This is a genomic window from Actinacidiphila sp. bgisy160 (assembly GCF_965342435.1).
Classification (GTDB): domain Bacteria; phylum Actinomycetota; class Actinomycetes; order Streptomycetales; family Streptomycetaceae; genus Actinacidiphila.
The window spans coordinates 19,499-44,164 of record NZ_CBDRCM010000002.1 but is presented as its reverse complement, the minus strand read 5'-3'; the positions used below and the strand labels follow the sequence as shown (position 1 = coordinate 44,164).

15 protein-coding genes are annotated in these 24,666 nt (G+C 68.3%); 8 read left to right on the top strand and 7 right to left on the bottom strand.

Annotated elements, in window-relative coordinates; all coding sequences use genetic code 11:
- Positions 1–144: 144 nt before the first annotated feature.
- From ACRWNP_RS02840 to ACRWNP_RS02830, 3 genes are all read right to left on the bottom strand, one after another.
- Positions 145–348: a hypothetical protein gene (locus ACRWNP_RS02840; RefSeq protein ID WP_431959266.1), complete on the bottom strand. Its 204-nt coding sequence runs from the start codon at positions 346–348 to the stop codon at positions 145–147.
- A gap of 69 nt (positions 349–417) precedes the next feature.
- A complete protein-coding gene (locus ACRWNP_RS02835; RefSeq protein WP_431959265.1) occupies positions 418–1,242 on the bottom strand; it encodes a hypothetical protein in 825 nt (274 codons plus the stop codon).
- Positions 1,226–1,759, bottom strand: coding sequence for a SigE family RNA polymerase sigma factor (locus ACRWNP_RS02830; protein WP_431959264.1), 534 nt, complete (start codon positions 1,757–1,759; stop codon positions 1,226–1,228). Before ACRWNP_RS02830 ends, ACRWNP_RS02835 begins: the two co-directional genes overlap by 17 nt.
- A gap of 223 nt (positions 1,760–1,982) precedes the next feature.
- Here ACRWNP_RS02830 and ACRWNP_RS02825 point away from each other — a divergent pair, with 223 nt between their 5' ends.
- Entirely contained in the window at positions 1,983–2,513 is a 531-nt protein-coding gene (locus ACRWNP_RS02825) for a TerD family protein (RefSeq protein ID WP_431959263.1), read from the top strand.
- A 70-nt stretch (positions 2,514–2,583) separates the two neighbouring features.
- On the opposite strand, the gene gdhA is transcribed toward ACRWNP_RS02825, so the two are convergent.
- Positions 2,584–3,930, bottom strand: coding sequence for an NADP-specific glutamate dehydrogenase (gene gdhA, locus ACRWNP_RS02820; RefSeq protein ID WP_431959262.1), 1,347 nt, complete (start codon positions 3,928–3,930; stop codon positions 2,584–2,586).
- Positions 3,931–4,900: 970 nt separating this feature from the next.
- On the opposite strand from gdhA, the gene ACRWNP_RS02815 reads away from it, so the two are divergent.
- The 3 genes from ACRWNP_RS02815 to ACRWNP_RS02805 are packed head-to-tail and all read left to right on the top strand — an operon-like array spanning position 4,901 to position 7,667.
- On the top strand, positions 4,901–5,302 hold the full coding sequence (locus ACRWNP_RS02815; RefSeq protein ID WP_431959261.1) for a very short patch repair endonuclease: 402 nt from the start codon (positions 4,901–4,903) through the stop codon (positions 5,300–5,302).
- A complete protein-coding gene (locus tag ACRWNP_RS02810; protein WP_431959260.1) occupies positions 5,299–6,294 on the top strand; it encodes a DNA cytosine methyltransferase in 996 nt (331 codons plus the stop codon). The genes ACRWNP_RS02815 and ACRWNP_RS02810 overlap by 4 nt, the downstream gene beginning before the upstream one ends.
- Before the next feature lie 11 nt (positions 6,295–6,305).
- Positions 6,306–7,667 carry a DNA cytosine methyltransferase gene (locus ACRWNP_RS02805; protein ID WP_431959259.1) on the top strand — a complete coding sequence of 454 codons (1,362 nt, stop codon included), beginning with the start codon at positions 6,306–6,308 and terminating at the stop codon, positions 7,665–7,667.
- Between the two features lie 17 nt (positions 7,668–7,684).
- Here ACRWNP_RS02805 and ACRWNP_RS02800 read toward each other — a convergent pair whose 3' ends face one another.
- Genes ACRWNP_RS02800 through ACRWNP_RS02790 form a run of 3 tightly spaced genes read right to left on the bottom strand, consistent with a single transcriptional unit; the run spans position 7,685 to position 11,706 of the window.
- Complete coding sequence (locus ACRWNP_RS02800; protein ID WP_431959257.1) at positions 7,685–8,563, bottom strand: DUF6339 family protein; 879 nt, start codon at positions 8,561–8,563, stop codon at positions 7,685–7,687.
- On the bottom strand, positions 8,560–9,555 hold the full coding sequence (locus ACRWNP_RS02795) for a hypothetical protein (protein ID WP_431959255.1): 996 nt from the start codon (positions 9,553–9,555) through the stop codon (positions 8,560–8,562). The genes ACRWNP_RS02800 and ACRWNP_RS02795 overlap by 4 nt, the downstream gene beginning before the upstream one ends.
- A gap of 3 nt (positions 9,556–9,558) precedes the next feature.
- Positions 9,559–11,706 (bottom strand): helix-turn-helix transcriptional regulator, encoded by a 2,148-nt coding sequence (locus ACRWNP_RS02790; protein ID WP_431959254.1) that lies wholly within the window; start codon positions 11,704–11,706, stop codon positions 9,559–9,561.
- A gap of 954 nt (positions 11,707–12,660) precedes the next feature.
- Between ACRWNP_RS02790 and ACRWNP_RS02785 the strand changes: the two genes are divergently transcribed.
- The 4 genes from ACRWNP_RS02785 to drmB are packed head-to-tail and all read left to right on the top strand — an operon-like array spanning position 12,661 to position 24,441.
- Positions 12,661–17,424 carry a DEAD/DEAH box helicase gene (locus tag ACRWNP_RS02785; RefSeq protein WP_431959252.1) on the top strand — a complete coding sequence of 1,588 codons (4,764 nt, stop codon included), beginning with the start codon at positions 12,661–12,663 and terminating at the stop codon, positions 17,422–17,424.
- Positions 17,421–19,325: a UvrD-helicase domain-containing protein gene (locus ACRWNP_RS02780; protein WP_431959251.1), complete on the top strand. Its 1,905-nt coding sequence runs from the start codon at positions 17,421–17,423 to the stop codon at positions 19,323–19,325. The genes ACRWNP_RS02785 and ACRWNP_RS02780 overlap by 4 nt, the downstream gene beginning before the upstream one ends.
- Complete coding sequence (locus tag ACRWNP_RS02775; RefSeq protein ID WP_431959250.1) at positions 19,322–22,579, top strand: helicase-related protein; 3,258 nt, start codon at positions 19,322–19,324, stop codon at positions 22,577–22,579. Before ACRWNP_RS02780 ends, ACRWNP_RS02775 begins: the two co-directional genes overlap by 4 nt.
- Positions 22,576–24,441 carry a DrmB family protein gene (gene drmB, locus ACRWNP_RS02770; RefSeq protein WP_431959249.1) on the top strand — a complete coding sequence of 622 codons (1,866 nt, stop codon included), beginning with the start codon at positions 22,576–22,578 and terminating at the stop codon, positions 24,439–24,441. The genes ACRWNP_RS02775 and drmB overlap by 4 nt, the downstream gene beginning before the upstream one ends.
- The last annotated feature ends 225 nt before the right edge of the window (positions 24,442–24,666 follow it).

Below are 24,666 nucleotides of genomic sequence, written 5' to 3'. Positions count from 1 at the left end.
CGGCGCCGAAGAGGGGCGCACAGCCGTGCTCTTCGCACTGTAGCACCGCGACTCCGGAGCGCGAACCGCCCCAATGTCGCGGACCTGTCACACTTCGTACGCATACGGCACACCCAACGGCCCCGCGCCCGGCCGCCGTTCCGGTCACCGGATGAAGTCCGTGCCGATCGCCGCCGCCGTGGCCGCGCTGCTGGCCGTCCCTGCGTGCACGGCGCGGTCCGCCGGGCCGCCCTCGCGGTCGTGACCCCCGCCCCCGGCGGGGACGAGCGCGCCCCGGGCGCGGCGGTCACCGTCGCCCTGTGCGGTCACCGGGCGCACCAGCCGCCGTGCCCCTTTCACCTCATCCATGGGAAGGAGCGATGAACAAGTGCCGGGTCGGAGGAACCCCGCAAAGCGGGCGGACCGGTCCCCCGCGGGTCAGCCCGGCGTGCCCGGGCTTACCGGGCCGCCAGAAAACGGCGCGGCGAACGTCGCCGTCCTCAGGCTGGCGGTGACCGCGTCGACGGTCCCCTTCGCCGGACGGTTGAAACAGGCGCTGACCAACAGGCCGACGGAGGACGTGGCGTCCGGGTCCTCCCCCCAGCCCGTCAGCTCCCACTGGCCGCCGAGCGCACGGCAGCCCTCACCCGCCGCCACCACACCCTTCACCATGAACCGGCCGGGCCGGTCGCCGCTGCCCCCCGGCGCCTCCACCTGCCGGAAGGAGATCAGCACCCCCTCCTCGGCGACCTTGTCCACGGGCGGACAGACCGAGTAGCTGATGATCTCCGGCTTCGTGCACTCGCCGCGCTCGTGGAGCGGCCCGGAGCCGACGAACCCGACCACCAGGCCACGCGGGCCGGAGGTCGTGAAGGACCGCCAGTTCTCGCCGCGCATCTTCAGCCTCAGCCCGGACAGGCCGTCCACGCCGACCAGTTCGTACCCGGGGTCCGTGCTCCTCGTCGGCCCCGGCAGGGGATACCCCGGAGCCGGCACCGAGCGGGACGGGGACGCGGCCGGCAGGATCCGCTGCCCCCGGGGCGTCACGGGATTCGCGGGCTGCAGCAACGCGGCGGCCATCACCGCCGCCGTGACGCCACCGACCGCCGCCACCGCCCCGGCGGCCACCCGGCGCCGCCTGCGCCGCCGCACGAGCCGCCTGACCTGCGCCATCCGGTCGTGGGGCGCGGGCGGCCGCGGCACGGCGCGCTCCAGCAGCACGCTCAGCTCCCACTCGTCCTCCGGCTCAGGCTCCGCGTTCACACCGCTCACCACCCCTCGCCAGGCTCGGCACCGCCGCGAGTTGCCCCCGCAGCATGGTCAGCGCCTTGGCCGCCTGGCTCTTGACCGTGCCGGGCCGGCAGCCGAGCACATCGGCGGTCTCCTCGACGCTCAGGTCCTCGAAGTAGCGCAGCACCACCACCGCCCGCTGCCGTGCGGGCAGCCGGCGTATCAGCACCGCCAGCGACTGCTCCAGGTCGACCGAGGCGAACGGGTCCGCCGCGGCCGCCACCGCCGTGTCCGGCACCTCGCCGTGCGGCACCTCGCCCCGCCAGCGGCGCTGCCACCACGAGGAGGCCGTGTTCACCAGCGCCCTGCGCACGTAGGCCTCCGGGTTCTCCCCGGCTATGCCCCGCCACTTCGGCCACACCTTGGCCAGGACCGTCTGCAGCAGGTCCTCCGCCAGGTGCGTGTCCCCGGTCAGCAGCCAGGCGACCCGCAGCAGCCGCGGCCCGCGCGCGGCGACGAACTCCTCGAAGTCCGTCTCCGCATCCCTCACCGTGGTGTCCTTGCCATCGTGTTCCTGTCCGTGCTCCCAGCAGCCTCACACCGCCTGAACCGCCTGGGACACCGGATCGGTTGCCAGGAATCCGGGATCGCCCTCGTTCGTTGCCGCCTCGGACGGGCGCGCGACGCGCGGCCGTCCGTCAACTGACCGCAGATGAAAGGGCGTTCCCCGTGACAGCCGCACCCGACCAGCAGGAGACGAGGAGAGCCGGCCTGTGAGCAGCGTCACCAAGGGCCTCGGTAAGGTCGAGGTCCGGCTCAAATGGGACCCGAGTCCGCTCGGCGCACCCGCCAGCGACCTGGACATCGTCGCGGCCACCTACAGCGCCGCCGACCCGCAGGGCACCCCGGCGTACCTCGTCCACTTCGACAGCCGTTCCCCGGACGGCACCATCACGCTCAACCGCGACAGCAAGACCGGCAAGGGGCTGGGCTTCGACGAGGTCATGACCCTCGAACTCGACCGGCTCGGCGCCGCGTACCACCGCGTCGTCGTCGGCGTGGTCGTGCAGCAGCGCGACGGCCGGATGACCTTCGGCGACGTCGCGGGCACCGGCGTGCGCGTGGTCGAGGGCCACACCGACCTCGCCGCCTCCGACCTCGGCGAGGTCGCGGGCGCCACGGCCGCCACCGTGGGCGAGTTCCGCCGCGGCGACGCCGGTGAATGGCGCTTCCGCCCCGGCCTCCACGGCTACGACACCGATCCGGCGGACTTCGCCCGCGTGATGGGCGGCGGCCCCTCCTGACCGCCGCCGGGCACGCCCGTGCCCTCCCGCGCGCGTCGCGGGAGGGCACGGGCACCGCACCGCGCGGCGCCTAGACGACGCCCTGCGCCGTCATCGCCTCCGCCACGCGCAGGAAGCCCGTGACGTTGGCGCCGAGGACGTAGTCGTCCGGCGTGCCGCCGTAAGCCGCGGCGGTGGCCCGGCAGTGGGTGTGGACGTCGCGCATCACCTGCGCGAGCCGCTCCTCGGTCCGCTCGAAGGTCCACAGCTCGCGGGACGCGTTCTGCTGCATCTCCAGCGCCGAGGTCGCCACACCACCGGCGTTGGCGGCCTTGCCCGGACCGAAGAGCACGTCCGCCTCCCGGAACACCTCGATCGCCTCCGGGGTGCAGGGCATGTTCGCGCCCTCGGCGACGGCCAGCACGCCGTTCTTCACCAGCGTCCCGGCGTCCTGCCCGTCCAGTTCGTTCTGCGTGGCGCAGGGCAGCGCCACATCACACGGCACGTCGAAGACCGAGCCGCGCTCGGAGTACCGCGCGTTCGGCCTGGCCTCCGCGTACGCCGACAGCCGCGCCCTGCGCACCTCCTTGATCTCCTTCAGCAGTTCCAGGTCGATGCCGGCCTCGTCGACGATGTAGCCGCCGGAGTCCGAGCAGGCCACCACCGAGCCGCCCAGCGCGCGGACCTTCTCGATCGCGTAGACGGCGACGTTGCCCGACCCGGAGACCACCGCCCGGCGCCCCTCGAAGCCCTGCCCGCGGGTGGCCAGCATCTCGGCCGCGAAGTACACCGCCCCGTACCCCGTCGCCTCGGTCCGGGCGTGCGAGCCGCCCCAGGCGACGCCCTTCCCGGTCAGGACCCCCGCCTCGAAACGGTTGGTGATCCGCTTGTACTGCCCGAAGAGGTAGCCGATCTCCCTGCCGCCCACGCCGATGTCCCCGGCCGGCACATCGGTGTGCTCGCCGAGGTGCCGGTGGAGTTCGGTCATGAACGCCTGGCAGAAGCGCATGACCTCGCCGTCGGAGCGGCCCTTGGGGTCGAAGTCGGAGCCGCCCTTGCCGCCGCCGATGGCCAGCCCGGTCAGCGCGTTCTTGAAGATCTGCTCGAAGCCGAGGAACTTCACGATGCCGAGGTCGACGCTCGGGTGGAAGCGCAGGCCCCCCTTGTACGGGCCGAGCGCGCTGCTGAACTCCACCCGGAAGCCCCGGTTGACCTGCACGCGCCCCTGATCGTCCACCCACGGCACCCGGAAGATCACCTGCCGTTCCGGCTCGCACATCCGCTCCGCGATCCGGGTGTCCAGGTACTCCGGGTGCCGCTCCAGCGCCGGCGCCAGCGTGTGCAGCACCTCCCCCACCGCCTGGTGGAACTCCCTCTCGCCGGCATTGCGCCGGCAGACGTCCGCGTAGACGGCCTCGATGTGAGCACTGACGTTCATGCGCGCCTTCCCTCGTCCAATGTCCCGGACGCGCCCGCCGTGGCGCCGCGTCCGGCCGTCGCCGTGTCAACGAGTACGGATGGAAGAAAGCAAGGTGTCAGGCGGAGCAACTCCGCACCCCGAAAGTTCCCGGGTCACCCGAACGGGCCGCGCCCTTTTGGTAAGGGCACGGCGTGTCCGGGTGGCTCGGGAGGTTGTCGGACGCCCACGCGTCCAAGCCGGCCGCCGCCCGGAGGATCACGTCGACGGGCCGGCCGTCCGGGACGTTCGGCGGTCACCAACCCCAGGCGGGCTGTCAGCAACGACACCCCCGTCCACGGTCGTGAAGCCGCGGAAGGCCTCCAGCGCGCCGTCCCGGGCACGGGAGCGAGTCGTCTCGTCGGCCTCGTCCTCGCGCAGCCAGTGCCGGACGGGGCCCAGCCCATGAGGAGGTCGGCCGCGGTTGAGGACACTCGGTCGAAGCCCGCCTCGTTCAGGATCCGCTCGGTGTGCACGGGATCGCCGAAGCAGGCCGGCCCGGTGTTCCCGGTCAGGCCGGGTACGGAGACCACGGTCCCGATCGCCCGGTAGATCTTCGTCTGGTCCATGCTCCGGTGGCCGCGCGGACACACGAACGCCAACCGTCCGCCGGGTCGCAGCGCGCGGCGAGGTCGGCGAAGAACATCACCCCGAAGCGGCTCACCGCCGCGTCGAAGCCCCGCTGGGGGAACAGGTACACCTGTGCGTCCCTCGTGTGAAGGCGACTTCGTCAACCACACCCGATCAAGCCCACTGGTTTCGCAACCGTCTCACCGTAAACTGACAGGGAGTGCGGTACGGCAGCGCTCGGCCCGTGATGGAATCGACACGACAGCCGTAGTCCGCTGGCTCGACCGCCCCGGACTCGCCTGTTGTCGGGACCGAGCCACGATCGTGAGGCACAGCTGCATTGAGCACAATGAAGCCGTCGTCGCCCTCCATCTCCGCACGCATGAGCAGGCAGGCGAGCAAGGACACGGCCGCCGAACTGCTCATCCGACGCCTCCTGCACGCGGCCGGCCTGCGCTACCGCGTGGAGTACCCGGTGCCGGGCATGCCGCGGCGCCGCATCGACGTGGCGTTCACCTCGGTCAAAATAGCTGTCCTCATCGACGGATGCTTCTGGCACAGCTGCCCGGAACACGCGACGCAGCCGAGGTCGAACGCAGAGGAGTGGCGGCAGAAGTTGGACCGCAACATGGCGCGTGACAAGGAGACCACGGAACACCTCGTAGTGGCCGGTTGGAAGGTACTGCGCTTCTGGGAGCATGAAGCACCGGATGACGTGGCTCTCCGTATCGCGGCGGCGGTGGAGCAGCGGAAGGTCGAGCGGGGACTGCGGAGGAATCGTTGAGCGGACTGAGCTTCGTCGACGTGTGCTCCGGGGCAGGTGGACTCGCGCTGGGGTTGGAACGAGCGGGCTTCACGCCTCGACTCCTCCTGGACAACGATTCGTCTGCCTGCGACACGCTCAAAGCCAACCGGCCGCATTGGAATGTGCTGAAAGCCGACCTTCTCGACTTCGACCCCGTGGACCACCCCGAGGTGTACGACGTCGATCTGCTGGCCGCTGGGCTACCCAGGGTGAAGTCGAACGCGACAGTGACGCGCCAGTCGTCGGACACCGAGTTGCGGCTCATCGAAGCGACCGCCTACCTGGTCCATGCCGTCCAACCACGGGCACTGATCATCGAGAACGTGCCGAGCTTCGTTGACCAGGGTTCCCTGGCGCCGGTACGTGACTTCCTCCACGAAGAGCTGAAGCACCTCGGCTACGAGCTGACCTGGTTCATCTTGAACGCTGTCGACTTCGGAGTGCCCCAGGACCGCATGCAAGGCATCCTCGTGGCCGTGAAGCAGCAGTGGGCGAGCGTCTTCCGCCCGCCCCGCCCCAGCCTCCACAAGCACGTATCGGTCGGACAGGCGCTGGCACCGTCGATGCGCTCCCGCGGCTGGCCGGACGCCGACCGTTGGGGGGCCCAGGCAACGGGGGTGGCCCCAACCTTGGTGGGCGGATCCAAGACACACGGAGGTCCTGACTTCGGGCCGAGCGGCACAAAGGCCAAGTGGCGGCGCATGGGGGTCTACACGAAGTCATTCGGGAACGAGCCGCCGGGCCCCGACTTCACGTGGGATCCGTCACTCGGGGACGAGGGACTGGTGAGGATCACGGTGGACCAGACCGCCCTGCTCCAAGGCTTCCCCGAAGAGTGGCGGATCTCCGGCCTGAAGACCGCCCGATACCGTCAGATCGGGCACGCCACCCCGCCGCCGGTCGGAGAGGCGCTGGGCCGAGCCGTCGCTGAAGCGTTGAGCGCGGATCCGGGCGTCCGCGCAGCCGGCTAGACTTCGGCCACATGACCAGCTCGGCGCACCACCAGCCCATCCTCCACAACCCCTTTGTCCTGGACCTCTTCGCAGGACCCGGAGGGCTGGATGTCGCTGGGCACGCGTTCGACATCCCCAGTCTCGGTATCGAGTGGGACAGAAGTGCGTGCCTCACGCGATACGCGGCCGGGCTGGACACCCTTCACGCCGACGTGAGCGCGGTACGCAGGGATTCCTTCGAGTCCCTGCCGCCGGAGATCAACGTGCTCGCCGGTGGCCCTCCGTGCCAGACGTACTCTGTGGCCGGACACGGCGCCGGACGCCAGGCCTTGGACCGGGTCAAAAAGTACATCGACCGGCTGATGGCAGGCGAGCCCGACCAGAAGATCGACGAGGAACTGAAATCCCTCCCCGATCCGCGCACTGCATTGGTCCTCGAGCCTCTCCGATACGCGATCCAGGCGACCAGGAGCCCGAACCGGGGGCACCGCCCGTACGACGTCATCGTCCTTGAGCAGGTACCGGCGGTGGCCCCGCTCTGGAAGCACTACGCCAAGGTCTTGGAGGACATAGGGCTTCCAGATGAAACCAAATACAAGGTTGTCTTCGGCATCCTCGACACCGAGACCTTTGGGGTGCCTCAGACACGATCCCGCGCGGTACTGATCGCTCGGCGTGTAGGGCTCGGAGAGCCCTCGCTCCCTGAAGCGACCCACCGTTCCTATGAAGCGAAGGAATGGAACTGGAAGAGCGGAACGAGCGAACCCGACCGGGCTGCGGGCCAGGTCCATCAGCCGACACTCAACGAGGGCGCCACCGCATCGACGAGCGGCGAGGAGCCCCCGCGCTGCAGGTCGATGCGGGATGCCCTCGCGGAACCGGTGGGCTCACATCCGGGCCGTCGCACTCGCTTCCTGGTCCGCTCGAACTACGGCAGTTCCGGGAACCCGGGAAGGCGTGGAGTGCGGACCGACGAGCAGCCCGCCGCCACCGTCACCGGTCGTATCTCCCGCTTCGTGGTCTTCGAGCACCTCGACGACGACATCGTCTACGAGGGTCCGCGGTTCAGCATGAACGAGGCGGGCATGCTGCAGAGCTTCCCGCCGGACTATCCGTGGTCCGGTACGGGGCAGGCCCAGCAGGTGGGCAACGCCGTACCGCCCCTGTTCGGTGCGCACCTGCTGAGCGCCGCTCTAGGGCTCCACGAGCCGGACCCGGAGGCGTTGAGGAAGCCGTGGCAGCCGGCCACGAAGGAACAGCAAGCCAAGCTGCGCAGCAACGGCTGCGGAGCCGCCGACGCCTGCACCGACAGGTGCCCACGCCCCGAGGACCAGGTGCCGCCGCCTTCCTCCGTGCGTCCTCGTAAGGGCAAGCAGACGCCGGCGAAGTAGTCCGAGCACAGCCCAGGTCAATCCCCGCTCCTCTTGCCCCTGACCGGCGCGGTATCGAACAGCTCCGTGAAGTAGCTGGTGAGCGCGGCCACGGATTCCTCCGGGACAGGGTCCTCGTCGGGCCCGTTCGGGAGTTCGTACCGCTCGACGGGTGGCGCCGATTCCGCTTCCGCGATCCAGTCCCGCAGAGGGGCGGGGTCGCGGGGCTGGTCCGGCGCAAGGATGTCGTAGATCAAGGTCGCTCCCGCCGCGTTGATCGCGACACTGAGACCGTTGACCTCTCGCCCGCCGGCGACCTGGCCGCTCTTCAGAAGACGGACCAGAGCCTGAGCGGTGGGACGGTGATCGATCAGCTCGCTCCGGAGGACGGTGTGGATGAGGTCCTGATTTCCACAGGCGATTTCGACCGGCTCGTAGTCCGACCCGTTCCTGAAGAGTTCGGCCGCCCACCACAGGCGGGAGAAACACTGACGATCCGCGGGGCCACGGAAGCGCTCGGCGGCGACGCGCCTTTCCGGCCTGGTCGCCGTCGGCTCCGACAGGTGCCGCCAGACCACGTAATCCGGGGCCACAGCCAGGGCGAGGTGGTTCCAGAGACGCTTGTCCGCCGCTTCTCGTCGCGTCAGGCGCAGCGTGGCGTGCAGCCGTGGCGCGAGCCACGCGTCCGCTCGGGTGCGGTCCTCCCGGAACTCGAACATGGCGTCTTCCACCAGACTCCGGACCGGCTCGGCCCACCACCTGGCGTCGTCCTTGGGGAGCGATTCGACGACCTTCGCCAGATCGATGCCTTGGTGTACCTGTTCCCCTTTGAGCAGTTCCTCGGTGAGAAACGGATCGACAGCGGAGGTGGCGAGCAGCCCCAGGCGCTCCGGTACGTGGTTGGGTTGGGTGATCACGTCTCACTCTCGCGGTTCATCTGTTCCAGACTGCGGATGACAAAGGACAGGGCCTTTGTGGCATCGGCGCGGCGGACTGCCGCGTAATGGATACGCGTCTGTAGCTCCACCCAGCCCGAGTCGCCGGTGCGCCGGCGATGGACCTGCCGTAGGGCCTCCTCGACACGGACACCGGGAATCACATCCGGGAGCATCTCCCGCAGCACCTCGCCCTGCCAGTCGGTGGGGAAGACCGGCCCGCCACCGGGTTCTACCTCCAGATCGCCGATGGCACCATGAAACACCGCGGTCCACACGTCAGTGGCCATCTGGGCGACCAGAAGGTCACGCACCTTGCTGTCCACACCCGAACCATTGCTGTCCAAGAGGTCGATGACGCCTTCCACATCGGTGTTCACGAACACCGAGGGGACTCTGGCAGAGGCGTCCACGATCCAGGGCGCGTCGGCGTAAGCCTGCAGCCACTCCCGGGAGCTCCTCTTGAACGATGCCTTTTGGACCTCTAGCTGTAGCCCACGGACCGGCTCGTCGGAAACCGTGTCGATGACCCAGCTCCGGTCGGTCTCGGCGATCGACCGACCGCGCACTCCGTCCACCGTCCCGACCGCGTACACAGCGAGGGAAGCCCGAGCCATGTGATCGTCGCGGAACACCTCCAGCGAGCCGGACCAGTCCCGTCCGTCCTCAGCGTCGAGCCTGAGACTCGCGGAGGTACGGACATTGGTCTCGCCGTCCGTCAGTACGGCGAGGACACACAGATCCGCCCAGGGCGCATCCGGCGCGTTCGCCCCGGGCGGCAGCGTCGCAGAAAGAGCGACAGTGGCGCTCACCCAGTCTGTGTGGCCCGCGACTCCGAGCGCGACAGCCTGCTGTTGGGTCGAGTACGCGGCGGTCTCCAACTGGTCACGGGTTCCGTCGGAAAGCTTGAGGGAAACCGAAGTCACTCTGAGCGTGATCGGCCGGTTGAGCCGCTTGTACGGGTAGAACTTCACGTGTCACTCCCCCTTGCCGGCGCGGAGTTCGACAACAAGACGAGTGAGCGTGGTCCTGACGGGGTGGCTGGTGACGTCGGTGGTTCCTCGGAACTTCGCACGTCGCACGCCGGGTGTGAAACGCAGCATTCCGTCCTCGGCTTCGCAGCCCTCGACGCCCACGAGTTCGGCCCAGTCCAGCCTGGGTCGGCCCCCCGAACGCACGTCCAGCTGCGCCACCGGCACCATCGGGACGATCTCGTCGCCACGCGGGATGCTGACTTCGCCGGTGATCTGCCACTCCCCGCCGTCGCCGACCGACGCGTCGAGCCCGTCCAGGACCGGAACCGCCGGGCCGGTCGGGGTCTTGGCCTTGGGCCTCGGTCGCACGGTCAATGCCTTGCGCAGGGCCTCGCCCCCTTCGCCGCTGCTGCGCTTCGGCCGCGCGACGAGTTCCCTCACCGCACTGTTGGCCTCGGCAGTCAGCGCGCTGATCCGCCGGTACGCGGACGGCGACCATCGCAGTGTCAGCTCTTCCGTCTGCCCCCAACGGTCATGCTCGGGAGGTTCCGCCGCACGTAGGAATTCCTCGGCCTCCTTCGCGAAGGGGGCAGTCTCTCCGGCCGCCTCCCCCACCAGCAGAACTGCCTGGAAAGGGTTGGTGCTGATCGGCAGCCTCGGGACCACGCTCCTCTTGACGGTCATGCGATTACCGCGCAACGAGTGCATCCGGTTCTTCGCCCCGTCCCTGTCCCCGTCGGCCTCGGTGACGAGCAGGACCGCTTGGTGCGTGCCCAGCGTCCCATGGGCACCTCCGGACAACGGCAGCTTCAACGGGACGCTCCGCGCCGCCACCTGCCCGGCCTCGGTCAGGCGATCCACCGTGGTGCCCTCGTAGTGTGCCCTCAGCGCACGGGTCCGAGCGGGCTGTTCGACAGACGGGTCCACCTGCTGCTCCGCCACGACCACCTCGCCGTTCCGAAAAGTACGGACGGACACCTCCAGGAGGGGAAGCTTGCTGCCCCCGCCGGTCATCGCGGCCCAGAAGTCACGCCCCAGCGCTTCGACCAGCCGGGCGTGCATCGCGCTGATATCACGCGTGTCCGCATCACCCTCCTCGTCGCCGATGAACCCGTCGTCGGGATCGGAGGAGTTCGCCGCGAGGCCGGCCACATCGTGCGCACCGACGATGAGGAAGGATGTACCGGGTTCGTCGTTCTCCCGGGTCAGGTACAGCCTCTCCACGGTCTCCTCGTCAGCCCACCAGGAACGGGCGACCATGGCGCCGGCCGAGTCAGGATCAGGGCGGCCGAACCAGGCTGGGCCTGCGTACGACCGGCCATCGACCTCACGCCAGGGCAGTTCGAGACGGCCGATGACACGGCGCTCAGTGCGTCCCTCATGAGGCACGGAGAGGGTGGAGTTGATGAGTACGAGCCCGAGGGCGCTGGTGGCCCATAGAGTCGCCTTGCCCAGGCCGTACGAACCACCCGCACCGGGACCCGACTTGAGGCTCTCCAATTGGCGTCTGACCACGGCGGCGAACTTGCCGTCCGCGTAGTCGTCGCCGATGAGCCCGGAGGCGTTGTAGTCGTCGACGCGGAGCAGGACCAAGCGGCCCTTCTCGTACATGTCGCGCACCCCGGCGTCCACGACCCGACCGACCTTCTGGTGACCGGCGGTCTCCGAGACGGCGGAGTAGTGCGGAAAGAGATCGTTCCAAAGGATCGCCTCACGGAAGGCGTCCAGGGCTTCCCCCGTGAGCTCGTGCAGCGTGTAACGGACCTTGACCGGGCGGCCGTTCTCGATCAGCCGCTCATCCAGGCTGTTCTGGCACGTCTCTCGCGCGAGAACCTGAACGTCGGCGTCGAAGGCGAAGGCGGCGGCATTGCCGAGGTCACGGCCACCGTCGGGGTAGCCGGGGCGGTGGTACCAGGTGACCGGGAGGCCGGCCTGGGTGTCGGTGGTCCGGGTGTGCACCGTGCCCAGATCCGTGCCGAGCGCCTTGGCGATGTCCGCCATGACGGTCGGGCGAGGCGTCGACCGGCCGGTGATCCACGCGGACACAGCGGCCCGGGTCAGCTCGAGCTCGTCGGCCAGTTCAGCCTGCGTCTTCCCTGCAAGCTTGAGCTGTCGGGCCAACCACGGCCCGAACTCCTCACCTGTCTCCACGCGCCGCCTGCTCTTTCCTGAGAGTCCCATGCCGATCGCACGGTGTGGGCCATGAGGCTATTTTGACAAGTGCCGCAACGTCAACCAGCAGTTGATTGAGTCCGATCGCTCAGACGACTTCAGTCCGGTCTCAAAAAACCTGCCTCGAATGACCCCGTTTCGCCCCGTCTGCGACACCTCGCAAGCGGAGCCCTCCAACTCACTTTCATCATGGGGCAGTTGGAGGTTGACCTTCGGCTGACGAGCCACGTAACGTCACCCGACGACGGGAACTCCGTCTCGCTCGCGATTCCGAAATCGGGAAGGCGTGCGGCTTCAGGAGAAGTGTGACCAATTTCAGAACCTCGTGACACCCGACACCTCCACGGAGTTCCACGAAGAAAGCCCTCCTGAAAAGGACTGGCTGCACGAGACCTCCATCCGCTAGCTTAATCCCGGGGGAAAGAGTCACCCAAGGCGTCAACTTATCCCATTTCGTTTTCACAGGGGGCGCGTGCCCAAATTCACCCCTGTGCGGCTGCGCGACGCGACCTGACAGGGGGTAGACCGGATGACTGAGCAGGACAGTGAATCATTGGACTCATTTCGGGATTCGAGTGCATTCGAGCTGGATATCAAGACGGCGGAGAGCAAGGTCGAGGTCCTGGCAATCCTTCACAGACACGACATGTCCCAGGCAGATTTCACCATCAGGTTCCCCGTACTGGCGAAGGTGGCCCAGGAGCTGCCGGACGACCCGAACGGGGCTGCTCTCCCGCACTGATGCAGCGCGTCGGGCCCGAAGTCTCGGTCTCGCAACAAAACCGACGAATTCATCCTGATGCCTCCGCTTCATGAAGACGCTGTGGAAGATGACGCACAGCGCCACGACGACACGGGCCAGCCGACAAGCCGGTCGCCGGCTCACCATTCACTCTTTCGCCCGGAACTTTGACACCCAGGAGCGCAGAAGCAGTGCCGTCTTCGTCCTCTTCGGTAACCGAAACCGTTCTCGAACAATCCTCTCGCGTCCTGCAGACTTATGCTGTGGACCCCGGCCTCGTAGCCGAACATGCCAATGGAGAGCGCCGAATCACCCAGGGCGGATATGGCGACCGTCAGCTTTTCGAGCTCGTTCAGAACGCGGCAGATGAGATGTCCGGCGCGTCGGGTGGGCGAGTTCAGGTCGTCCTCACAGAGACCCATTTGTACTGTGCGAACGAGGGCAATCCGGTAACCTCAGAAGGCGCGGAGACAATTCTCCGGATGAGCATGTCGAAGAAGCGTGGCGGCCAGATCGGGCGTTTTGGGGTGGGCGTCAAATCGGTTCTCGTGGTGACCGACGCACCGGAATTCTTCAGCAGCACGGGAAGTTTCGGATTCGACCGCGCGTGGTCGTACGAGCAGATCAGGGCCGTGCCCGGCGTGACGGAGCGCTACGGCCCGAAGTTCGACGCCCCTGTGCTGCGGATGGCTCGTCCTCTGGACGTGCAGGCCGAGCGAGCGTCCGATCACGTCCTGAACGAGCTGTTGAACTGGGCCACCACCGTCGTTCGTCTGCCCCTGCTCCCGAAGGCGGATGACCGGCTGGGCCGGGACATGCACGGGGGACGTGCCAAGGACCACGGCGAGCCTCGCGAGGAATTCCCGGTCGGCTTCCAACTCTTCTCGCCGCACGTCGCGAAGGTCGTGCTGGAGGACCGCCGGCCACGGCCCATGGCCCGTCGGACACTGACCGCCCAGCAGACCGGCGACCTGCACACCGTGGCCGAGGAACGGACCGGGAAGGCCGTCGCCACCGAACGGTGGCGCGTGTTCACCACCACCCACGAACCTGGTCCGAGCGCCCGCGCAGACGCCGGAGAACTGCACGATCGGATCTCCCTCGAACTCGCCTGGGGCGTCCCCGCCCTGGAGAAGGACCCGGAGAGCGGTCTGTACGTCAGCCCGCGATCACGCGGCCGCGGCAAGTTCTGGTCCTTCTTCCCGACCAAGTACGAGATGTCGCTGAGCGGCATCCTCAACGGCGCCTGGAAGACGAACGAGGACCGCCAGAATCTCCTCGACTCCTCCCCCTTCAACCAGGAGATGATCCGGGTGTCGGCGAAGTTGGTCGTCAACGCCCTCCATGCCCTTGCACCCGCCGAGGACCCGGCCGCCTATCTCCCTCTGCTTCCGGGCCGAGTCAAGGAGGCGATCAGCTGGGCCGACGAGTTCCTGACCCGGGAGATCTGGGCCCGCACCGCGGACCGGCCGTCGCTGCCCGACCAGGACGGCGTCCTGCGCGTCCCGACGACGCTGAAGATCCACCCGCGCCTCGACAAGGACCTGAAGAAACTGTCCCGCTGGCTGCGGATGTGGCATGAGTGCTCCGGGCGCCCCTCGAACTGGCTTCACCCGAGTGCCGAGGCGGATGCCCTACGCTCCGGAAAGGTCGAGCACATCATCAGCGCGGCCGGGCATGAGCGGACCGATGTCCGCGAATGGCTGGAGGCGCTGGTCGAGAGCGGCACCCCTGAGGCGTCGGCGGTGGCCGTTCGCATCCTCGCCGAAATGATCGAGAACGGCTCTCCCTATGCCGAGGAGGCCCGGAAGGCCCACATCGTGCTCACCGAGGAGCACGGTCTCGTCGCACCCGTGCACGGGAAAGTGTTCCGGCGCGCCGACCAGGGCGGCCTGCGCGAGGCCCTGGTCTACGTGGTCGACGAACTCGCCCAGGACCCATCGCTGGCTCACGCGCTCGGTGTCCTGGGCATCCGGGAGGCCGATGTCGAGGGACGGTTCGACAGTGTCCTCGATCAGGGCTTCGACCACTACAGCCATTCGGACTGGGAGCGCTTCTGGGAGCTGTTCCGTCAGGCGGGGATCCGTCGCCTGACGCACAAGGTTCTGGAGCGCGTGCCCGCGGCACGTTCGACGCTTCGGGTGCGGACTGCCGACGGTCGGTTCCGGCCGGTCGAGGACTGCATGCTGCCGGGCGTCGTGGCCGACGCGAAGCGCGACCCGAGCATCGCTGTGGACATGACCTTCCACTCCGACGACACCGCGTTCTTCTCTCAGGTCGGTCTGCGCGAACGGCCGACCGGCGGGTTCCGGCCGCAGGAGGGTGAGGCGTGGTTCGAGGAGTACCGCGAAGCGCTCCACGCCGCCTACCTGCGCCGCCTGGACACTAGCGCCCCGCGCCCGGCGTTGAACCGGATGAAGGTTGAGGGTGCCGCTATCGGCGGCCCGCTCCACCTCTTCCGCGCCCTCTCCGAGGAATCCCGCGCCGCTTTCCTGAAAGTGCTGCCCGATGACGCCGTGGTGGACAACTGGACGCGCCAGATAGGCGCACAGACCAGCACCCGACAGGCCGTGCTCTCGCCGATCCGGTGGATGCTGAGGAAGTTCGGCACCATCGCCACCTCCCAGGGGATCAAGCCGCTCAAGGAGGCCGTCGGACCCCAGCTCGCCGGCTACCGGGATGTGCTACCGGTCGCCGACATCTCCCCCGAGAAGGCTCGGAGGTTGCGACTCCCGACCACCGTCGACGAGGTCCCTGCCGACCGTTGGGACGCGCTCCTCGACGAGGTGACCCGTAGCGAGGACGACTCCTTCGTCGGCGCCACCTACGTGATGCTGACCAGATTCGGTGCGGACTTCCCCGAGGACACCCTGACCCGATGTCGGATCGGCGACGCCTGGGGAACCCGGCCCGACGGTGAGATCACCGTCGCCGTCGGAGCCGCTCAGTACCAGGCGCTGCGCGCCGAGCAGCTCCCGGCGCTGCTCGTGCCGACCGCCGACGATGCCGAACTGATGATCGAGAAGTGGGGCATGCTCCGCTACGCCGACGTGATCAGCCGGGAGACCCGCGAGGTGCCGGAGGGTGACCCCGTACCGCTGGTCGAGTTGTTCCCCGCCCTGCGGCAGCGTCTGAACAGCGGGAACCGTAACAGCATGGTGCAACGGTGCAGTGAGTTGGAGGAGGTCACCCGTACGCCCAACGGCACGCACGCCTCCCCCCTGGACGCCGTGCGCCAGGACAGCACCGTCAAGGTCCGCCTTCCTCTGGACCCCGAACCGATGCTCCGCCTCATCGACCGCGAGCTCGGCCTGGGCCTCGGTGCTGCAGGTTGCCGTGCGGTTCTGGAGCACCAGGACCGTATGGCTCGGGACAGCGAGCTGAAGGCGGCGCAGAAGACGGTGCGCGAGGCTGAGGACGTGGTTACCAAGATCGAGCTGCTGATCGGTGCGGACGCTCTCCGGACCGGCCTCCCTGAGGGATTGATGGAGGCCGAGCTGCAGGCGACCGACGGGGTGGAGCCGTCCGGGCGCCGGATAGCGCAGATGGCGTTCAACGCTCACGGGGACGGGGTGCTACAACAGCATGCTCGGGACATCCAGGCGCATTTCCCCAACGCTCCGGTCTCGTACGGCGGTTCGCCGGCCGCCATCGCGTTCGTCTCGGAGCTGAGGCTGCCTGTCGCGTTCGCCGGCTCGAGGACTCCGTCCCCGCCTCCGTTCGAGACCATCGAAGGCCCCAGGGATTTCCCAAGGCTTCACGAGTACCAGGAGGACCTGGTCCGGAACATCTCCACCATGCTCGACCGTCTGGCCCCCCAGCGCGGAATGCTGTCGCTGCCGACCGGCGCCGGCAAGACCCGCGTCACCGCCGAGGCCGTGATCCGCTGGGTGAAGCGGGTCGGCGACCTCAAGGGCCCCCTGTTGTGGATCGCACAGACCGAGGAATTGTGCGAGCAGGCCGTTCAGAGCTGGAAGTTCGTCTGGAGCAAGGTCGGGGCCGAACGGCCGCTGACCGTCAGTCGACTGTGGAGCACCAACGAGGTCGGCGATGTCGTCGATCACCCGCACCTGGTGGTCGCCACCGACGCCAAGCTGGAGCGCTGCCTCGGCACCGACCAGTACGCCTGGCTGCGTCAGGCCGTGCTGGTCATCGTGGACGAGGCGCACACCGCCGTCTCCAAGCGATACACCGAGATTCTGAGCCAGTTGGGACTCACCCAATACGAGACGGGGCGGCATCTACTTGGCCTGACCGCCACCCCGTTCCGCAACCGTAACGAGGAGGAGACCCGCCGGCTGGCCGGCCGCTTCGGCAATCGACGCCTCGACGAAGGAGTCTTCCCCTCGGGTGACCCGTATCGCGATCTCCAGGACTGGGGGATGCTGGCGCAGGTCGAGCATCGCACCCTTGAAGGCGGCAGTATCGAACTCACCCGGGACGAGAAGACACACGCCGAACGCATGGCCATGCTCTCCCGGTCCGCGGAACAGCGGCTCGCCGACGACCATGCGCGCAGTCGGCGCATCGTCGACGCTATAGCCGATCTTCCTGGCAGCTGGCCGACGTTGCTCTTCGCCACCTCTGTCGACCACGCCAAGTACCTCGCGGCCATACTCAACGACCGGGGTGTCCGGTCAGCAGCCGTGGACTCGACGACCAGTGCACAGGACCGTCGTACACGCATAGAGAACTTCCGCAGCGGACGTATCCGGGTCCTCACCAATTACGGTGTGCTCACCCAGGGATTCGACGCTCCCGCCACGCGTGCCGTGGTCGTGGCCCGGCCGGTCTACAGCACCAATGTGTACCAGCAGATGATCGGCCGCGGATTGCGCGGACCGCGGAACGGTGGCAAGGAAAGCTGTCTGATCCTCAACATCAGCGACAACATCACCAACTTCGACACCGACCTCGCCTTCAATGAGTTCGAACACCTCTGGAGCCGGAAGTGAGCGACGCCTACCAGGACAGCCCCCCGCTCACCGACGAGCAACTGGCCGTGGTCGAGCAGCCTTGGGACGCTCGCGTCCTGGTCAGCGCAGGCGCCGGTGCCGGAAAGACCCACACCCTGGTACGTCGACTCGACGCGCTGTGCGGTCACGAGGACGCCGAACAGGCCCTGGAAGCCGCTGAAATCCTGGTGCTCACCTTCTCCAGAGCGGCTGCCCGGGAGCTGCGCGAGCGGATCTCTCGGCACGGAGAGGCGGCCCACCGAGTGCGGGCCCGTACGTTCGACGCGTGGGCCTACGAGGTGCTCCTCCAGGCACACCCGGACGTAGACTGGGGAAGGGTCGGCTTCGACGAGCGGATCGCCGGCGCGACCCACGCGATCGAGAAGGGTGCGCTGGAGATCGGTGACGCGGTCCCGCCGGCCCATGTCGTGATCGACGAGGTGCAAGACCTGCTGGGTGGGCGCCGCGAGCTGGTGGAGACGCTTCTCGACCGCTACCAGGACAGCTGCGGTTTCACCGTCGTCGGCGATGCCGCCCAGTCCGTGTACGGCTTCCAGATCCAGGACCTGGGCGAACGCGCGGACGAGACCGGCCGGTTCTTCGACTGGCTGCGCTGCTCCTACCCCGACGACCTGGTGGAGCTGAACCTCACCCGGAATTTCCGGGCCACTACCCCCGAGGCCCGGGTCGCTCTGGGGCTCGGACCCCGGCTCCAGCGGCTGAACGATCCGGACGAGGCTGGAACGCTCTACGACGAACTGCGCGACCTCGCCCTGGATCCGGCCAACGGCATGGGGGGCCTGGACGACGAGTTCACCCTGGACGGCCTGCGGGACCTCTCCGACACATGCGCCGTCCTCACTCGTGACAACCAGCAGGCTCTCGTGATCTCCGACCTGCTGCACACGCACGGCATCGACCACCGACTGCGACGCCCGCTGGAGGAGCGTCCGGTGCCGTACTGGGTGGCCGAGTTGCTGCGCCGCACGGAGGCGAGTGCCCTCACCGAGGACCGGTTCCGTTCGCTCCTCGCGAACATCCCACTCCCGTACGAACCCGACGCCGGCACCCTGTGGACGGTGCTGCGTCGCGCCGCTCGTGGAGCGGGACGCGGTGTTCTGGATCTGGACCGGTTGCGCCGGGCGGTCGCCCAAGGCGGATTCCCCGACGAGGCGTCCGACCCGGAGACGGCCAACGTCGTCGTCTCGACGGTGCACCGGGCCAAGGGCCTGGAATTCGACCGGGTGATCGTCCTGACGCCACCGACCCTTGCCGAGCTCCACAAGCGGTACCGGGACGAGCTGGACCTACCCGCCGAGGCCCGCGCCCTGTACGTGGCGATGACGCGTGCCCGCCACGACCTGTACCACGTGGCCCCTCCCGAACTGCCGATCTTCAGGAGGGCGGGGGGCCGGCACCACGGTCGTCGCTACCTCGGGTCGTGGCGGTCGTACGACAGGTACGGGATCGTCGCCGAGCCCGGCGACGTGAACCGGGATGACCCGCCCGGCCACGAGACGGACGCCGTCGCCACTCAGACGTATCTCCTGGACCAGGTTCGTCCCGGTCAGGAGGTGCTGCTGCGCAAGCGCCACGGTCTGCCTCTGGGCGAGACGGAGAGCCCGCCGTACGCCCTGGTGCATGAAGGACGGGAGATCGGCGAGGCCTCACAGAGGTTTCGCGAGGAGCTGTTCCAGGTGCAGAAGGTGAACCGCGCCTGGGACCCTTGGTGGCCCGACGAGATCCACGGTCTACGGATCGACACTCTGGAGACCGTGACGGGCAGCACCGCCGCCGGCGCGAACGCCGGTCTCGGGGAGCGAGGCGTGTGGATCGTCCCGCGCATCACCGGCATCGGACGGTACCGGAGAGCCGACAACTACGAGGAGCAGCGCGCATGACGCAGGTGGCAGGCCGGCACTCCGAGCATTACCGGGTCCGGGACGAGGAACTGCTGGCGGGGCTCCGTCGTGAACTCCTGGGTCCCGCCGAGGACCTCGATTCGGACGGCCGGGACGAGATCCTCACCCAGGACGCGCCGATCGACCGATATCTGACCGGTGTGCTGTATCCGCTTGCCGCGGACAGGGCGGCCAAGGAGCGGCAGGACGACGACGCTCACGGACGGCAAGACCTGGACTCCGCGCCCCTGATCGCCCGCGAGGACGCCGAGGAGTCCGGCGGCACACAGGAGGTCGGCACCTCGGGGGACAGGCGTCCCTCCTCCATGGGTCTCACCTTCGCGGTCCGCCCAGCCATAAGCGGTTCGATCCTGGTCTCGGCCCGTGCGGCCGTCTACGAGCCCACCGACGCCGCCGGCAAGCGTGTCCCTGCCCGCCGTGCCGAGGCCCGTACCACCGCCGACCAGCGGGAGCGGTGGCAGCGCAAGGAACTTGCTCTCCCTGACCAGACCATCGACGTCACCCGGCCTGATCCGAGGATGAGAATCACGCTGTCCCCGGAAGCCGCGCTGCACGTCAACGTCCGGCGTCGAGACCCGACCGAAGGCACGGTCACGATCACGGTCACGTTGATCAACACGCAGAAGGTCGGGGAGTGGGATCTCCAGGACGCCTTCTCCCTGTTCCAGTGCGGCCTGAGGGTCCGGGCCGCCGACGGCTCCAGCGCGTTCGTCGAGCGTCCCGCCCCAGCCGCCGATCACGACCCGGAGGTCGCCACCAGTCGGTTGCTGCACCGCCACGCCCCGACCTTCGCGGTCGGCCACGGCTGCGCCGCCGAGTGGGACTGGACTCCGCAGCCGATCGGTATGACCGAAGCTGAAATCCCCGCTGTCTCCGAGGTGCGGACCCAGTTCGTGCCCTCCGTGGAGGTGCTGCTCACCGACTCCAACCCGGAGATCGACAGCTCGGCGCTGTCCATGCTGGGGCTGGCCGATCGGCCCGACGCCGAGGTCCTGGCCGCTCTGGAAGGACTCGCCACGGGGTACGAGCACTGGATCGACGGCAAGTCGGCCGAGGCGGACGCGCTGACGGGCGGCCCCCACGAGAAGCCCGCTCGGGAGCAGGTGGCGGCCTGCCGGGAGGCGCTCGCCCGAATCCGTGAAGGCATCGAGCTGCTGCGGACCAAGGCCGATCTGATGAGGGCGTTCCGACTCGCCAATCACGCCATGGCCGATCAACGCGCCCGTAGTGCCTGGGTGAAGGGCGGACGTGTCGGCGCCCCCGACCCGGCCGCCGGTCGCTGGCGTCCCTTCCAGATCGCGTTCGTTCTCCTGTGCCTGGCCGGCATCGACGAACCTGCACATCGCGACCGACAGATCTCCGACCTTCTGTGGTTCCCGACCGGTGGTGGCAAGACAGAGGCTTACCTCGGGCTGATCGCCCTCACGTCCTTCCTGCGCCGCATCCGCAACGGCGCGGACGGCGGCGGCGTCACCGTCCTCATGCGGTACACGCTGCGGCTGCTCACCCTCCAGCAGTTCGAGCGCGCGGCGATCCTGCTCTGTGCCATGGAGCAGATGCGGCGCACTACCCCCGAGTTGGGCCGTGAGGAGTTCTCCGTCGGCATGTGGGTGGGACGATCGGCCACCCCCAACACGCTGGCCGTAGCAGGTCTGAAGCTCGACGAGTTGCAGAGGAATCTCGGCAAGCGCCTCGCCACCGAGAATCCCGTCCAGCTGCATGCCTGCCCCTGGTGCGGAACTCGTCTCGACGCACGAAACTATGAGGTCGACGAGGACGCCAAGCGTATGCGTGTCCGCTGTCCGGGCGCGGACTGCGACTTCGCCGACGGCCTGCCCGTCCACTTGGTCGACGAGGCGGTGTACGACGCGCGGCCGACCCTGGTGATCGCCACCGTCGACAAGTTCGCGTCCATGCCCTGGCGTCCCGCGACCTCCGCGCTCTTCAACCGCGACCACGACCCGGACGGCGGCACCCCTCCCCCGGAACTGATCGTGCAGGACGAACTACACCTGATATCTGGGCCGTTGGGGACCCTCACGGGTCTCTACGAGACCGCGGTCGACGCACTCGCCGATCGCCCCAAGGTGATCGCCTCCACGGCGACCATCCGTCGCGCCGCCGAGCAAGGACGCCATCTCTTCGCCCGCGACGTACGGCAGTTCCCTCCCGCCGGACTGGATGCCCGCGACTCGTGGTTCGCGGTGGAGACACCGCGCGAGGAGAAGGCGAGCCGCCGCTATGTCGGCCTCCTGGCCCCCGGCACCAGCCAATCCACCCTCCTGATCCGCACGTACGCCACCCTGCTGCACAGGGCCAAGCAGGCGAAGACCGATGATGAGGTCCGCGACGCCTATTGGAGTCTCGTCGGATACTTCAACAGCCTTCGGGTGCTGTCGGCGGCCGAACTCCAGGTCCATGACGACGTGGTGGCGTACCTGGAATTGCTGGCCGAGCGCGAGGGAGTGGCTGCCCGGTCGGTCGCCAACTACTCCGAGCTGACGAGCCGGATCGACGCCAGCGAGATCCCCACCCGCCTCAAGGGCATAGAGAAGCGGCTGCCCGACAACGACACCGTGGACGTTCTCCTGGCCACCAATATGATCGCGGTCGGCGTGGACGTGGACCGCCTCGGCCTCATGGCCGTGATGGGCCAGCCGCAGACGACCGCCGAGTACATCCAGGCCACCAGCCGGGTCGGCCGAGCGCACCCCGGCCTGGTCGCGGTCATGCTCAACTCGACCCGGTCCCGGGATCGTTCTCACTACGAGACCTTCCAGCACTTCCACTCGGCGCTGTACCGAGAGGTCGAGTCCACGTCCGTCACCCCGTTCTCCGCCCGCGCCCGCGACCGGGGCCTCCACGCAGTGATCGTCGCCCTCACCCGCATCATGATCCCCGCCGCTCGCCCCAATGAAGGGGCCGGCCAGGTCGAGTCGTACGAAGGCGTACTCCGGGGGCGCATCAAGTCGATCCTCCTGGAGCGCGTGGAGGCGGTCACCCGGGAGGAGACCGACGCCGTGTCCCGGGCCTTCGACGAGTTCGTCGACTGGTGGTGCGCCGAAGCCGAGATCCACAACGGCCTGCTCTTCGAGCCTCAGAGGGGCAGCCGATCCCCTTCGCTCCTGAAAGCGTACGACGACGAGTCCCAGGACGCCGAGGCATGGTCCACATTGTGGAGCCTGCGCGACGTCGACGCCGAGACCGCCCTGTTCATGGAGGCAACCCGATGACACCGCCCCCCGCCCGCCGTCGCCGGACCGGCTTGAGCGGCGCCGGCCCCGCCCACAACCTGCTGCGGCGTGGTGCGGTCCGCCGCGCTCAGGCGATCACCACGTACGGCGTCGGCTCGCTCATCGCCGTCGACCACGAGTCCTTCATCGTCTCGGGCCTCGACGAGGCCGAGCAGAGCTGGAACCGTGACGAGTCCCCGCGGATCCACGAACGACGCCTGGCCCGGGTGCTCGAGGTCGACTACTTCCGGCTGCCACCCGCTTCCGACGACACCAGCAGGGACGGTCTCCGCGTCCGCCGATTCCCCATGATGCACTCCTGCCCCGAGTGCAACGACCTGCAACGGCACCGCGACTTCAATCCGCCCGCCGGGCGAAGTGTCTGCGGTGCGTGCGAGGTCGACCTGGTCCCCTCCCGCTTTGTCGTCGCCTGCGAGGCCGGACACCTCGGCGAGTTTCCGTACTGGCAGTGGGTGCATCGTTCCGCGGACCGTGGTGCCACATCTGCGGGGCAGTGCGGTGGGAAGCTCAAGATGACTACAACCGGGCGCACTTCATCGCTCCGCTCCATCCTGATCTCCTGCACCTGTGGGCAGGCTCCCGAGGTCTCCATGGAGGGCTCCTTCCGCAGGCGCTCACTCAAGGACTTGGGTCTCAAGTGTCGGGGCACCCGTCCGTGGCTCAGCGCGTCCGCCCTTGCTCAGGAGTGCGGACTGCCGCTGCGCACGTTGCAACGTGGTTCGTCGGCGGTATGGCAGCCGGTGTTGAAGTCGGCACTTTCCATCCCGCCTTGGAGCGACGGCCGCGCGGATCCCCTCGCCGAGCATTGGGGCGCGCTCCGCAGGTACGACGAGCGCGAGCACGTCAAAATCTATCTCGATGGCGTTTTCAAGGGGAAGTGTCCGGTACCACTGGACGAGGTGATGACGCTCCTCGACGCGGAGCGCAAGGAGGACTCCGACAGTGAGTCCGCCCCTACCTTCGACCACCGCTACCGTGCCCTGCGCAACAAGGAGTACGAGCGTCTCCGTGCGGGCAACGACGAGAGCGAGCAGTCCCACAACGAGCAATTCGTCTGCGAGACCCCGCTGGGCGACCAGAGCGTGCTCGATCCGCTCGGTGTCACCGGCCCGATGCTGGTCAAGAAACTTCGCGAGGTCCGCGCCGTGAAGGCGTTCACTCGGCTCGTCGACGCCGAGTCGTCGACCGATTCCGCGGAAATGCCGCTGTCCGAGCGTCCCTTGCGTTGGCTTCCGGCCATGGAGGTACATGGCGAAGGAGTCTTCCTCCGCCTGGACGAGGACCGACTCGGCGCGTGGGAGAAGACCATGGCGGTGGCGGCCCGGGTCGATCGGATGCGTACCGCCCACCAGCGGTTGCTGGAGCACCGGGCCGACGACCCCAGCCGGATCGTCCCCTCTCCTGCCACCCCTCGCATGGTGCTGCTGCACACGCTGGCCCACGTCCTCATCAACGAGTGGAGCCTGAAGGCGGGTTATCCGGCCGCAGCCCTGCGCGAGCGGCTTTACGCCGCCGACGACATGGCCGGGGTACTCGTTTACACAGCGACGAGCGACTCTGCGGGCAGTCTGGGTGGTCTGGTAGCTCAGGGCGAACCAGAGGTGCTCGATCGGGCGGTCCGCTCGGCGGTCCGTCGTGCCGAATGGTGTTCCTCGGATCCGCTCTGCATCGAGACCGAAGTGTCCGGCGCCGGTGGCATCAACCTGGCGGCCTGTCACTCCTGCGTGATGCTTCCGGAAACGAGTTGCGAACACAACAATGTTCTGCTCGACCGCGCCCTGCTCGTCGGTACCCCCGACGACCCTCGACTTGGCTACTTCGAGGGCGTCCTGGGGCAGTGACATCAGCGTCGTTGTGACGGGTATGGGCGCGGCGTTCGCCACGGAGACGGCAACGTGGCACGGGCTCTGCGGCACGTTCGACGACAGCTCGTCGGACCCCTCGGTCCGCTCCCCTGGGCGGCCGAATCCGGTGCCACTGGGCGTCGCATGCCTCAGCCCCTATCAGGGCGGGTGCCGGGTAAGGACTCTCCTTACCCGGCACCTTGCTGTCAGCGATGGGACCTG